At 67.0% G+C, this 13,220-nt stretch carries 13 protein-coding genes; 4 read left to right on the forward strand and 9 right to left on the reverse strand.

The window, feature by feature from the left end:
- Window positions 1-10: 10 nt before the first annotated feature.
- The 4 genes from AC07X5_RS14160 (at window position 11) to AC07X5_RS14175 (ending at window position 2,817) form a co-directional block, all read left to right on the forward strand.
- A complete protein-coding gene (locus AC07X5_RS14160) occupies window positions 11-394 on the forward strand; it encodes a DUF4440 domain-containing protein (RefSeq protein WP_494770674.1) in 384 nt (127 codons plus the stop codon).
- Between the two features lie 171 nt (window positions 395-565).
- On the forward strand, window positions 566-1,546 hold the full coding sequence (locus AC07X5_RS14165) for an ABC transporter substrate-binding protein (protein ID WP_494770692.1): 981 nt from the start codon (window positions 566-568) through the stop codon (window positions 1,544-1,546).
- Window positions 1,547-1,586: 40 nt separating this feature from the next.
- The gene (locus AC07X5_RS14170) at window positions 1,587-2,195 is read left to right on the forward strand and encodes a GNAT family N-acetyltransferase (RefSeq protein WP_494770675.1); all 609 of its coding nucleotides are present in this window, start codon (window positions 1,587-1,589) and stop codon (window positions 2,193-2,195) included.
- Between the two features lie 4 nt (window positions 2,196-2,199).
- On the forward strand, window positions 2,200-2,817 hold the full coding sequence (locus AC07X5_RS14175) for an SMI1/KNR4 family protein (RefSeq protein WP_409961093.1): 618 nt from the start codon (window positions 2,200-2,202) through the stop codon (window positions 2,815-2,817).
- 18 nt (window positions 2,818-2,835) lie between these two features.
- Here AC07X5_RS14175 and AC07X5_RS14180 read toward each other — a convergent pair whose 3' ends face one another.
- The 9 genes from AC07X5_RS14180 to AC07X5_RS14220 form a co-directional block, all read right to left on the reverse strand.
- A complete protein-coding gene (locus tag AC07X5_RS14180; protein WP_494770676.1) occupies window positions 2,836-3,864 on the reverse strand; it encodes a PfkB family carbohydrate kinase in 1,029 nt (342 codons plus the stop codon).
- A gap of 14 nt (window positions 3,865-3,878) precedes the next feature.
- Complete coding sequence (gene xylB, locus AC07X5_RS14185) at window positions 3,879-5,348, reverse strand: xylulokinase (protein ID WP_494770677.1); 1,470 nt, start codon at window positions 5,346-5,348, stop codon at window positions 3,879-3,881.
- Between the two features lie 32 nt (window positions 5,349-5,380).
- Complete coding sequence (locus tag AC07X5_RS14190) at window positions 5,381-6,319, reverse strand: AraC family transcriptional regulator (RefSeq protein WP_494770678.1); 939 nt, start codon at window positions 6,317-6,319, stop codon at window positions 5,381-5,383.
- Window positions 6,320-6,349: 30 nt separating this feature from the next.
- Complete coding sequence (gene dalD / locus AC07X5_RS14195; RefSeq protein ID WP_494770679.1) at window positions 6,350-7,747, reverse strand: D-arabinitol 4-dehydrogenase; 1,398 nt, start codon at window positions 7,745-7,747, stop codon at window positions 6,350-6,352.
- Between the two features lie 25 nt (window positions 7,748-7,772).
- Window positions 7,773-8,498: an SDR family oxidoreductase gene (locus AC07X5_RS14200; RefSeq protein WP_409961113.1), complete on the reverse strand. Its 726-nt coding sequence runs from the start codon at window positions 8,496-8,498 to the stop codon at window positions 7,773-7,775.
- Between the two features lie 5 nt (window positions 8,499-8,503).
- Window positions 8,504-9,547, reverse strand: coding sequence for an ABC transporter ATP-binding protein (locus tag AC07X5_RS14205; RefSeq protein WP_409961085.1), 1,044 nt, complete (start codon window positions 9,545-9,547; stop codon window positions 8,504-8,506).
- 58 nt (window positions 9,548-9,605) lie between these two features.
- A complete protein-coding gene (locus tag AC07X5_RS14210; protein WP_409961083.1) occupies window positions 9,606-10,445 on the reverse strand; it encodes a carbohydrate ABC transporter permease in 840 nt (279 codons plus the stop codon).
- A gap of 23 nt (window positions 10,446-10,468) precedes the next feature.
- Window positions 10,469-11,329: a carbohydrate ABC transporter permease gene (locus AC07X5_RS14215; RefSeq protein WP_492230437.1), complete on the reverse strand. Its 861-nt coding sequence runs from the start codon at window positions 11,327-11,329 to the stop codon at window positions 10,469-10,471.
- Window positions 11,330-11,559: 230 nt separating this feature from the next.
- On the reverse strand, window positions 11,560-12,891 hold the full coding sequence (locus AC07X5_RS14220; protein WP_494770680.1) for an ABC transporter substrate-binding protein: 1,332 nt from the start codon (window positions 12,889-12,891) through the stop codon (window positions 11,560-11,562).
- Window positions 12,892-13,220: the final 329 nt, after the last annotated feature.

Consider the following 13,220-nt stretch of genomic DNA (forward strand, 5'->3'; position numbering starts at 1 on the left):
GGGGACAGCGGTGCATCTGGAAGAACTGCGCGCAACGCGCACGCAATGGTATGAAGCCTATGTGGCCGGCGACACGGAGCGCCTGGCCGCACTGGAAGACCCGGCCTTCTTTGTGGTGAGCGAGGCGGGCATCGAGGCCGGTGCTGGGCGGATGGCCGGCATTGCCAGCGCCGTCCGCGCGGGCCGCTGGTTCCCGGCGGGCAGCCGCGCACAGGATGCGCAGCTGGAGCTGCATGCGATCGGCGACGGCGTCGTGTCGGCGCGCGGCTTGGGAAGCATCACCACGCCGCGCGGCGCTCATCCGCCGGTCCTTTTCACCGAACTGTGGCAACGCTGCGCCCAGGGCTGGCGCGCGCTGCACCTGCACTACCACCCGCAGCAGCCACGCCCATAGATGAGTTGGTTCTTAGGAACCCACGATTGCTTCGTTCCCCCGCACACGCCTTCCCCCTAGAGTTCGTCCCCTGCACTGCACCACCACCGGTGGTGACGGTGACGATCAACGAACGCAAGGGAAAAAGGAATGTCAGGACGGGATGGTAAAAAGGGACAGCGCTGGCGCACCATGGCGGCGGCAACGCTGCTGGGCCTGGCGCCACTGGTGGCGCAGGCCGAGGGCAAGATCAGCATTGCACAGCAGTTCGGTATCGGCTACCTGATCCTGGACGTGGTGCGCGACCAGCAACTCATCGAAAAGCACGGCAAGCAGCAGGGCATCGAGGTGCAGGTGGACTGGGCCAGCATCTCGGGCGCCACGGCGATGAACGAGGCCCTGCTGGCCGGCTCGCTGGACGTGGTGTCGGCCGGCGTGCCGCCCATGCTCACACTGTGGGACCGCACGCGCGGCAAGCAGAACGTGAAGGCCGTGGCGGCCCTGGGCTCGCTGCCCAATTACCTGCTGACCAACAGCCCCACGGTCAAGACCTTGAAAGACCTGGGCGAGAAGGACCGCATCGCCGTGCCCGCGGCGGGCGTGGGCTTCCAGTCGCGCACCTTGCAGATCGAGACGGCACGCGTCTTCGGCAAGGACGACTTCAGGCGCTTCGACAAGATCTCGGTGAGCCTGCCCCACCCCGAGGCCACGGCGGCGCTGATCGCGGGCGGCTCGGAGATCAACACGCACTTCTCCAGCGCTCCGTTCTACTACCAGGCCCTGGCGGCCAACCCCAACATCCGCAAGCTCATCAGTTCCTACGACATCCTGGGCGGCCCGGCCACCTTCAACGTGCTGTACACCACGCAGAAGTTCCACGACGAGAACCCCAAGACCTACAAGGCGTTCTACGCCGCGCTGGTCGAGGCCGCGCAGATCATCAAGGCCGACAAGGCCAAGGCCGCCGAGATCTTCATCCGCGTGCAGAAGTCCAAGCTCGCGCCCGAGCTGGTGCGCAAGATCGTGGAAGACCCGGAGAACGACTTCACCGTGTCGCCGCACCGCAGCTTCGTCTATGCGAGCGAACTGGAAAAGCTTGGTGTGCTCAAGAACAAGGCCAGCTCGTGGAAGGACTATTTCTTCGAAGAGGCGTACGCACAGCCGGGCTCGTGATGCCGGACAACAGGGCGTGGGTCTGGTAAGGTCCGCGCCCATGTTGTTGCCCGCCTCTTCTCTGCACCCTTCCACGCCCGCCCTGGCGGCGTCACTGATCGACGACCCGTTCTACCAGGCCGTCACCATCGACTTCGCGCACGACGAAGCCATGCGCATGCAGGTTCTGCAGCGCTACCTGGACTGCGCCGTGCGCGAGGCGCAGCATGGCGGCCTGTGCCACACGCCCGACGATCCGCGCCTGGGCATGGCCATCTGGAGCCTGCCACGCCCGGCCGATGCAGAACAGGCCGATGAAGAGGCCAAGGTGGCGCACCTGCAGACCGTGCTGGGCCCCCAAGGCATGGACAACTACCACCGCATCATCGCCTTCATGGGCCCTCGTGCGAGCGGCGCCGAACTGCAGGGTGCCTGGTACCTGTCCATCCTGGGGATCGACCCGGCGGCGCAGGGCCGGGGCCTGGGCGCCCGCCTGCTGGCCCCGGCGCTGGCCTTGGCAGACGAGGCCGGGGTGGCGTGCTACCTGGAGACGTTTTCGCCGCGCAACGAAAGTTTCTATGGGCGCATGGGGTTTCATGCGCTGGCCTCGCACCTGGAGCCGGTGACGGGTACGCCCTACACTGTCATGGTGCGCCCAGCACAACGGTAAAACCATGCACCTCCCCGACCTGCACCATGCCGTCACCGCGCACCGCGGCGAATTCACCTGCGAGCGGATCAACCACCGGCCGCAGCAAACCAAGACCGTGCACTTTGCCCACACGGTGACCCCGCCCGGCGACAAAGCCGGCCTGCCCGCCGTGGGCCGCCTGGCCGATTTCTACGGCACCTTCGGCAGCGTTCTGTTCTATGTGGACGCGCTCACTGGAGAAGCCGCCAAGCACATCGTGCACCCGAGCCAATGGGCCTTGACGCACGACGACTTCAACGACTGGATCGAGCAACTGGACGAGCAAGAGCGTGCCGAGATCTTGCCGGAATGGATAGACCGCTGCACCGCCATCGGCGAGACCCCGCGCTCGGGAAATTACATCCTCATGGTGTTGGAGGGCGACGAGGCCGGCAAGGTGTTCGAGTTCGACCATGACGGTTTCGAATTCACCGAGCGCGCCGACGACCTGGTGGCTTATGTGCAGCGGCTGTTGGACCTGGATGCAGGCCTGCTGCTGGACATCGCCTCGCACATGCGCTTCATCGAGGCCGACCAGGTGCAGTGGTGGATCCTGGAGATGGTGGACAACCGCGGCAACCGGGTGGGCACCAGCGCCTGATGCGCCACGCAACCGGTCTCAGGCCGGCTGGTCGAGCGCTGGGTGCTGTGCCGCCCAGTCCTGCGCCGCGTGCCAATTGGGCGGTACGCAGCCACGCTCCTGCACGCACAGGCTGGCGCTGGCCAGGGCGTGGCGCAAGGCCTCTTGATATGCCGCGGCAGGCAGTGCCGCAACGAAGTCCGCCATGCCTGCAGGTGCCAGGCTGGCCTGCTGCGCGTACGCGCGCAACAGGCAGGCCAGCAGGCCCGCGAGAAAGCTGTCACCGGCACCCACGGTATCGACCACGGCCAGCGGCTCGGCCTCCTTGGCGAACCATTGGCCGCCCGCGGCCCCCTGCTGCAGCAACCAGGCGCCCTCGCCGCCCAACGTCAACGCCATGAGGCGGGCACGGGGGTTGGCGGCCAGCAGGTGGCGCGCGCGGGCCAGCGGGTCGGCACCGGGCACCTGCAGGTGGTCCAGGTCCTCGTCGCTGGCCTTGATGATGTGCGCCTCGGCCAGGGCCGCATGCACCTGGGCCCGGTAGGCCGGCAGGTCGGGCATGACGGAGGGGCGCAGGTTCGCATCCACCACCACGCATCGGCCGGCGGCGCGCTGGGCCTGCAGCCAGGGTAGGTAGATGGCGGCATCGCGTGCGTCCATGGCCAGGGCGCCGGTGCAGACCAGTTGCAGGCCCGAAGCGGCCATGCAGGCCGCGTTCAGGCCCTCGGACGTCACGGCGCGGTCGGCCACGCCTTCGCGGTAGAAGGCGTAGTCGGGATGGCCATGCTCCGTGAGGTTGACCACCGCCAGCGAAGTGACCTCGGCCACGGGCGTGGGCTGGGCCAATTGCACGCCATCGGCCGCAAGCTGCGCCGCCAGTTCCCGGCCAAAGCGGTCGCGCGACAGGGGGTTGAGGTACAGCGCACCCACGCCCTGGCGTGCGAGCGCACGACCCAGGTTGTAGAGCGCGCCGCCCAGGCAGGGCTCGTAGTTGCCGTCGGCACGGCGAATGAGGTCGATCAGCGCTTCGCCGGCAATGGCGACCTGCACAGGGGAATGTGTGGACATGGACAAGAAAGGGTTCAGAAATGGGGCAGCAGCGCAGGGTACAGCGCCTTGAAGCGCGCGTGGCGCTCCTGCAGCAGGGCTTGCTGGGCGGGCTGAGGATTGAAGCGGGCTTCGCCCGGCAGGCCGTGGCACCACAGCGCTTCGTCGCCACCGCAGGCCATGGCGGCCAGGCGTGCGGCGCCCAGGGCGGCTGCGGCATGGGCGCCCTCGGGCCGCTCCAGCACGCAGCCCAGGCCACTGGCCAGCATCTGCGCCCAGGCATCGCTGCGCGCACCGCCGCCCACCAGGGCCAGCGGGGCAACAGAACCCGCATCGCCACCGGCCGCCGCCTGCATGGCCTGCAGCCCGTCCATGAGGCCGAAGCCCACGCCCTCCATCACCGCACAGGCCATGTCGGTGGCATCGTGCTCGGCGCGCAAGCCGATGAAGACGCCGGTGGCCGCAGCATTGTTGTGGGGCGTGCGCTCGCCGCTCAGGTAGGGCAAAAAGATCGGCGCCTGCGCGTGGCGCGCCAGGGCCATGCCCTGCACCGCGGCGGAGAGCTGTGCCTCGCTCTGGCCCGTGATGCGGGCCAGCCAGCCAAAAGCGCTGGCCGCGCTGAGCATGACAGCCATCTGGTGCCAGCGGCCGGGCAGCGCATGGGCAAAGGCGTGCACCGCACTCTCCGTGGCCGGCGCGAACCGGTCGGACACGCGAAACACCACACCCGAGGTGCCGAGCGAGACAAAGCCCTGCCCTGCCTGGCGCGCCCCCACGCCCACCGCACTGGCGGCGTTGTCACCACCGCCGCCGGCCATGACCACACCGGCGGGCAGGCCCCAGCGGGCGGCCACATCGGCACGCAACACACCCGTGGCATCGCTGCCTTCGGCCAGGCGCGGCATGTGGGCGCGGGTCAGGCCGCAGGCGGCCAGCAGGGTGTCGCTCCAGTCGCGGCGTGCCACATCCAGCCACAGGGTGCCTGCGGCATCGGACAGGTCGCTCACGGCATCGCCGGTGAGCTGCAGGCGCAGCCAGTCCTTGGGCAGCAGCACGGTGCGCGTGCGCGCAAAAACCTCGGGTTCGTGCGTGCGCAGCCACAGCAGCTTGGGCGCGGTGAAGCCGGGCATGGCCAGGTTGCCGGTGATCTGGCGCGAGGCAGGCACGGCCTGCTCCAGCGCCGTGCACTCAGCCGCGGCACGGCCATCGTTCCAGAGGATGGCAGGGCGCAGCACCTCGCCCGCCTCGCCCAGCACCACGGCGCCGTGCATGTGGCCCGACAGGCCCACGCCGCGCACCCGGGCCCAGGCCTCGGGTGCCTGCGCACGCAACTGCGCCACGGCGGCCTCGGTGGCCGCCAGCCAGTCGGCGGGGTGCTGCTCGCTCCAGCCCGGCTGGGGGCGCTGCAGGGGCACAGGCGCATCGGCCACGGCGTGCACCCGCTGGTCTTCACCCAGCAGCAACAGTTTGACACCCGAAGTGCCCAGATCTATCCCCAGGTACATGCACTAGTCCTGAAACAATGGGGGAGGCACGGTCAAGCCTTGATCCCGAAGCGGCCCGCGCCCTGCTTGCGGTACTCGGTGGGCGTCATGCCCTTGATGTCCAGAAAGCGGCGGTTGAAGTTGGCCATGTTGTTGAAGCCCACGTCGTAGGCGATGTGGGTGATGTAGCGCTCGGACTCCACGAGCAACTGGCAGGCGCGGTTCACGCGCACCAGGTTCACGAAGTCGGTGAAGGTATTGCCCGTGGCCCGGCGGAAGAAACGCGAGAAGCGGCTCTCGGTCATGCCCAGTTCCTGCGCCAGGTCGGCCGCCGACAAGGGCTCGGCCAAGTGGTCGGTGATGCGGCTCACGATGGCGTTGATCTGGTCGAGCTGGGTGTCGTTGTCCTCGCTTTGCAGCTGCGTGCTCGACAGCAGGCGAAAGTCGGTGCAGCGGGCCAGGTCACTCATGAATTCGCAGAACGCGCCGAACCGGGCCAGCCCCTGGCGCGCCTTGATGCGGTGCCAGTGCTCCTGCGCCTGCGCTTCCATGCCGAAGAACTCGATGCCGTGGCGCGCCCTCTCCAGCAGGGGCAGCACCTCGCGCAGCTCGGGAATGCTCTCGCTGCTGGCCACCAGGGGGGCGTGCGAGAACTGGATCACCAGGTCGCGCAGCGGCACGCCGCCCTCGGGCAGGTCCATGCTGATCCAGTTGTGCGGCAGGCGCGGCCCGGTCAGCACCAGGTGGCCGGGCTGGAAGGGGCCGATCCAGTCGCCCACGAAGACCTTGCCCGATGTGGCGGTGATCAGGTGCAGCTCGTACTCATCGTGGTAGTGCCAGCGTGCCAGCGGCGTGGGAAAGCCGTGCGACAGGCAGCGGATGAAACCCGCGGTCTCGGGCGGCTCGTAGCCCAGCTCGGGCGAGCGCACATAGTCGTGCTCCAGCTCGGGCTTGGTCTGGCGCGGGGAGACAGGCGTGGTCTTCACGGTCATGGCGTCACTCCTGTTGAGGGGCCGCTCAACTTACCCCTGGGATTTTGCACGCTCGGCCACAAAGGCCTGCACCCGCGCAAAGGCCTGGCGCAGCGCCGCGACCAGGCGCGGGTCCGAGGCCATCTCGCCCCACAGGGTCGTGTCCGCTGCATAGGCGGCGACCGGGTCTGCGGCCTCGCAGATGGCATGGGCCACGGCCGGGTCCATGGCCTGGTCCTGGTAGGCGTACGGGATCTGCCCGGCATGCCAGCGCTGCAGGTAGGCCAGGAACAGCGCCGGCAGCATGGCCACGCTGTCGAACGAGCCGCCACGGGCCAGCTTGTCGCGGATGGTGGGCGCGATCATGCCGGGGATCTTGGAGAATGCGTCCATCGCCACGCGCTGGTTGGTGTCGGCGATGGCCGGGTTGCCGAAACGGTCCAGCACCACGTCGCGGTAGCGCTGCAGGTCGATGGGGCACGGCAGAAGGACAGGAATCGCGTCGTCGGTCACGTAGTCGTAGGCCATCTGGCGGATGGCGGGGTCGTGCGTGCCTTCGTGGATGTACTGGTAGCCCGCCAGCGTGCCCGCCCAGGCGATGCAGCTGTGGGTGGCGTTGAGCAGGCGGATCTTGGCCTCTTCGTAGGCCTGAACCGAGTCCACCATCTCCACGCCGACCGCCTCCCACGCAGGGCGCCCGGCGATGAAACGGTCCTCGATCACCCACTGGATGAAGCTCTCGCCCATGAGGGCGGCCTTGTCGTCCCAGCCGGTGGCGGCCTTCACGCGCTCTGCCACGTCGGGCGTGGGGCGCGGCGTGATGCGGTCGACCATGGCGTTGGGGCTGCTGGTGTTTTCCAGAACCCAGGCCTTGAGCGCTGCATCGCCCAGCGCGTCGATGAACTGCAGCAGACCGCCGCGCGAGCGGTCGCCGTTGTGGCGCAGGTTGTCGCAGTTCATCAGCGTCACCGGGCCGGCGCCAGCGGCCATGCGCACGCGCAGGATGCTGACCAGGCCACCATAGAGGGTGTGGCCCGCCTGGCCGGCCTGGACGGCCGCGAGGTCGGCGCGCAGGTCCGGAAAGTTCGCCCAGTCGAGCTGGTTGGCAGCATCCAGGTAGTAGCCGGCCTCGGTCACGGTGAACGAGATGATGCGCGTGGCGGCATCGGCGCCCACTGCGATCAGCGGGGCCAGGTCGTCCTGGTAGGGGATGATGCGCTCGATCGATTCGATGCGCATGTAGCTGCGCTCGCCCTGGGGCGTGACCGTTTCCAGCGTATAGCGGCCACCCTGGGCCTGCAGCGCGGCAATGGTCTCGGCCATGTCGGGGCGCAGGTTGCCGCCGGCAATGGCCCAACCGGTGTCGCCCTGTTGGCGCAGTTCGTGGACGTAGACAGCCTGGTGCGCGCGGTGGAACGAGCCCAGGCCCAGGTGCAGGATGAAATTCATGGTGCGTAGATGCAAAAAATGCTGCTCAGAGATCGAAATTGGTCGGCATCATCACGACGTCGCGGATGGTCATGCCGCGCGGGCGGGTGAGCATGAACAGCACCACCTCGGCCACCTCGGAGGCCTCGATGAGGCTGCCATTGGCCTTGGCCTCGGCCAGCTTCTCGGCCGGCCAGTCGGCCAGCAGCGAAGTGATCACCGGGCCCGGCGAGATGGAACCCACGCGGATGCCGTGCTTGAACACCTGGCGGCGCACGGTCTGCACGAAGCAGTTCACCGCCCACTTGGACGATGCGTAGACGGGCTCCCACGGTGTGGGGAAATGCGCGGCGAGCGAGCTGGTGACGATGATGTCGCCGCGGCCGCGCCCGATCATGTGGGGCAGCACGTTGTGCACATTCTTCATCACCACGTTGACGTTGAGCTGCAGCATGCGGTCGATGGCGTCGGGGTCGGCGTCGACCAGGTCGCCGCCCACGTAGAGCCCCGCGTTGGCATGGAAGATGTCGAGCGGGCCCGCGATGGCCAGCGTGCGTTCGAGCAGGCTGGCGCACTGCTTCGCGTCGAGCAGGTCCAGCACCAGTGGCGAAGCGTTCTCGCCGATGGCGGCGCAGGCCTTGGCCAGCGCCGCCTCGTCACGGTCGATCAACACCACGCGCGCGCCGGCATTCGCCAGGGCCTGGGCGCTGGCAAAGCCGATGCCCGAGGCCGCGCCGGTGATGGCGGCCACCTGTCCGTTCAAGGCATGCATCGCTGTCACGCGCCCTGCTCCGCCACGACACGGCCTGCCTGGTCGAACCAGTGCGCCTGCGAGGCATCGATGTCCAGGCTCACGGCATCGCCCGCGCGCAGCCCGGTGCGCTCGTTCTGGCGCGAGACGAACTGCGCGCCGCCGGGCGTGCTCACGTAGATCAGCGTTTCGGCGCCCAGGGCCTCGACCAGGTCCACCTGGCCGCCCACGGGCGTGGCACCGGTGCTGCGCACGGCGACGTTCTCCGGGCGCAGGCCGATGCAGCCGCCCGCCGCACCGGCAGGGGCTTGCTGCTGCACCGGCGCGGGCAGCTTTTGCAGCGGCACCACGTTCATCTGCGGTGTGCCGATGAACTGGGCCACGAACTGGTTGGCCGGGCGGTCGTACAGCTCCAGCGGCGTGCCGACCTGCTCGATGAGCCCGTCGCGCAGCACCACCACGCGGTCGGCCAGGGTCATGGCCTCCACCTGGTCGTGCGTGACGTAGATGGTGGTGGCGCCCAGGTCGCGGTGCAGCTTGGCGATCTCCACCCGGGTCTGGCCGCGCAGGGCCGCGTCCAGGTTGGACAGCGGCTCGTCGAACAAAAAGACCTTGGGCGCGCGCACGATGGCACGGCCGATGGCCACGCGCTGGCGCTGGCCGCCCGACAGCTCCTTGGGCGTGCGCTCCAGGTAGGTCGTGAGGTTCAGGATGGCGGCGGCGCGCTCCACCTTCTCGCGCACGATGGCCGGGTCCACCTTGGCCAGCTTGAGCGCAAAGCTCATGTTCTCGTACACGCTCATGTGCGGGTACAGCGCATAGCTCTGGAACACCATGGCCAGATCGCGCTTGCTCGACGGCTGGTCGGTGATGTCGCGGCCGTCGAGCATGAGCGAGCCGCCGTCGATGTTTTCCAGCCCCGCGATCAGGCGCAGCAGCGTGGACTTGCCACAGCCCGAGGGGCCGACGAAGACGATGAACTCGCCTTGCTGGATGGTGAGGTCGATGCCCTTGATGGCGCGGTGCTCGCCGAAGAATTTCTCGATGCCGCGCAGTTGGAGATAGGCCATGGAGGTCGATTCCTGGATCGGTAGATCAGATTGAATAAGGACGGTGGAGAGCAGTGCTTTACTTCACCGCACCGAAAGTCATGCCCTGGACGAGCTGTTTCTGGCTGAACCAGCCGAAGACCACGATGGGCGCGATGGCCATCAGCGAGGCGGCCGAGAGCTTGGCCCAGAACAGGCCTTCCGGGCTGGAGTAGGAGGCGATCAGCGTGGCCAGCGTGCCGGCCTTGGCGGCGCTCAGGTTCAGGCTCCAGAAGGCCTCGTTCCACGACAGCACCAGGCACAAGAGGCCGGTGGACGCCAGGCCGCCCATGCCCAGGGGCAGCAGCACCAGGCGCACCTCCTGCCACAGGGTGGCTCCGTCCATGCGCGCGGCCTCCAGGATCTCGCGCGGGATGTCCTTGAAGTGCGAATACAGCATCCACACCATGATGGGCAGGTTGGACAGCGCGAACACGATGATCAGCGCCAGTTGCGTGTCCAGCAGGTGGCTCTTTTGCGCCAGCACGTAGATCGGCACCAGCGCGCCCACGGCGGGCATCATCTTGGTGGAGAGCATCCACATCAGGATGTCCTTGGTGTACTTGCCCTTGAAGAAGGCCATGGCGTACGCCGCGGGGGCGGCCAGCAACAGGCCCACCACGGTGGAGAGCACGCTGGTGATGACCGAGTTCTTGGCATACAGCAGGTAGTCGCTGCGCTCCTGCACCTCGTGGAAGTTCTCCAGCGTGGGCGTGAAGACGAACAGCGGCGGCACCGCAATGGCCTGCAGCTCGGTCTTGAACGCGGTCAGCAGCAGCCAGGCCAGCGGAAAGAACAGCAGCAGGGCCACGCCCCAGGCGGCCACGGTGCGCAGGGCCAAGAGGCCCAGGGGGTAGGAGGATCGGCGTCGGGTGCTCATGTCGGTGGTCCTTCTTCTTGTCTTTATTTATCGAGGTTCTTGCCGACCATGCGGATCAGGAACACCGCCGCGATATTGGCCAGCACCACGGCGAAGAGCGCACCGGCCGAGGCCACGCCCGCATCGAAGTTGAGCAGCGCCTGCTTGAAGATCAAAAAGGTGACGTTGGTGCTCGCATCGCCTGGCCCACCGCCCGTGGTGGTGTAGATCTCGGCGAAGATGCTGAGCAGGAAGATCAGCTCGATCATCACCACCACCGCCACCGAGCGCGCCAGGTGCGGCACGTACAGGTAGCGCAGCTGCTGCAGGTAGTTGGCGCCGTCCATGCGCGAGGCTTCGAGCTGCTCGTGGTTCATGCTCTGCAGCGAGGTCATGAAGATCAGCGTGGCGAACGGCAGCCACTGCCAGGAGACCATGACGATCACCGAGAACAGCGGGTGGTCGGTGAGCCAGTCCACCGGCTGCGCGCCAAAGAACATCCACACCTGGGCGAGCACGCCGTAGATGGGGTTCATCATCATGTTCTTCCACATCAGCGCGTTGACCGTGGGCATGACGAAGAACGGCGAGATCAAGAGCACCCGCACGATGCCCCGGCCCGCGAACGGCTCGTTGATGAGCAGTGCGATCGCAATGCCGAACACCACCGTGATGAGGATCACGCTGCCCAGCAGCAGCAAGGTGTTGACCACTGCTGTGCCGAACGAGGGGTCGGTGACGAAGTACTCGAAGTTTTCCAGCCCGGCAAAGCCGGTCTGGTCCGGCTGCATCAGGTTGTAGCGGATCAGCGAGAAGTAGATCGTCATCACCAGCGGCACGATCATCCACAGGAAGAGCGTGGCCATGGCTGGCGTGAGCAGCAGGCGGGGGAGCAGGCGGTTCATGGATGTCTCGAAAGAAGTCTGGACAGGATCACATCGCGGGGGCCAGAACGAAGCGAGCGGCCAGATGGGCTTCAAGCCGGAAGCTTCAGACGAAACCTCCGGCGGCAGCGAAGTAGGCGCTCAACCGGCGTAGCGAGCGGCCCGAGGTGGGGGTGCTGTACCGGAGCCGTACTCCCGTACGGCGAGGAACACCGCCCCCAGATCGGGCCGCGCAGTAGCCGGATGAATGCCTACTTGTAGTAGCCGCCCTTCTTCATTTCGCGGTCGGCCGACACCTGGCTCGCCTTGAGCGCCGCATCCACGCTGGTCTTGCCGGCCAGGGCTGCGCTCATCTGCTGGCCCACGGCGATGCCGATGGCCTGGAATTCAGGGATCGCGGCGAACTGCACACCCACGTACGGGCTCTTGGGCAGGGTGGAGTCGGTCGGGTTGGCCGAGTCGATGGCGACCTTCTCGGCCGCAGCGAAGCGGGCCGCCTTCTGGAACTCGGGGCTGGCGTAGGTGCTCTTGCGGGTGCCGGTGGGCACGTTGGCCCAGCCGTTGGTCTTGGCCACAAGCTGCACGTAGTCCTTGCTGGTGGACCAGGTGATGAACTTCTGTGCGGCGTCTACCTTCTTGGAACCGGCCGGGATGGCCAGGTTCCACGACCACAGCCAGTTGGCACCCTTGGGCGTGTTCATGGTGGGCGCCTGGGCAAAGGCCATCTGGTCGGCCACCTTGGACTGCTTGGGGTCGCTCACGAAGGATGCGGCGATGGTCGCGTCGATCCACATGCCGCACTTGCCCGAATTGGTCAGCGCCAGGATTTCATTGAAGCTGTTGGCCGACGAACCGGGCGGGCCGTAGTTCTTGAGCAGGTCCACGTAGAAGGTGATGGCGTCCTTCCAGGGCTTGGATTCGAGCTGCGGCTTCCACTGCATGTCGAACCACTGCCCGCCGAAGGTGTTGACCAGCGTGGTCAGGAAGGCCATGTTGTCGCCCCAGCCCGGCTTGCCGCGCAGGCAGATGCCGTACACGCCGTTCTTGGGGTCGTGGATCTTGGCGGCCAGGTCCTTGATCTGGGGCCAGGTGGGGCGCTCGGGCACCTGCACGCCGGCCTTGTCGGCCAGGTCCTTGCGGTACATCAGCATCGAGCTTTCGCCGTAGAACGGGGCGGCGAACAGCTTGCCATCGATCGACAGGCCATTGCGCACCGCGGGCAGAAGGTCGTCCACATCGTAGGCGGCGTCGGTCTTGAGCTCCTGCAGCCAGCCCTTCTTGCCCCAGATGGGGGCTTCGTACATGCCGATGGTCATCACGTCGAACTGGCCGCCCTTGGTGGCGATGTCGGTCGTCACGCGCTGGCGCAGCACGCCTTCTTCCAGCGTGACCCACTTGAGCTTGATGTCGGGGTTGGCCTGCTCGAAGTTCTTGCTGAGTTTCTGCATCTCGATCATGTGGCCGTTGTTCACGGTGGCAATCACGAGCTCGGTCTGCGCATGCGCAGCGGCGCCGCACAGCGATGCCGCCAGGGCGGCAACGGCCAGGGCCAGGCGGGTGTGTGGACGGGGGGTACGGGGCATCGGAACGTCTCCTGCGTAGTTGGTCTGGAATCTGCCATTCAACGCCGGTCGGGTGGCAGGCATTGACGACCTGAACGATACCGATGCTCAGATGCTCGATTGATACTCCAGGGCCTCACACAAATACTAATTTTCACCAGAATCTCAGGATTAACACCTAGATCTGTCAAATGGGTATGTGCATACGACGGGGAGCGGGGCGCCCGGGGGCCTCTGCAGATGCCTGCGACCCCGTTTTGCTCCAGCCTTGACTATTTCCAAAACTGGAACAGTCAATTCGCGACTGGCTGGTTTTTCTCTGAACACGTGCGGCGTACAGTTCAACCCAT

This window comes from Acidovorax sp. GW458-11-26-14-TSB4, assembly GCF_059423865.1.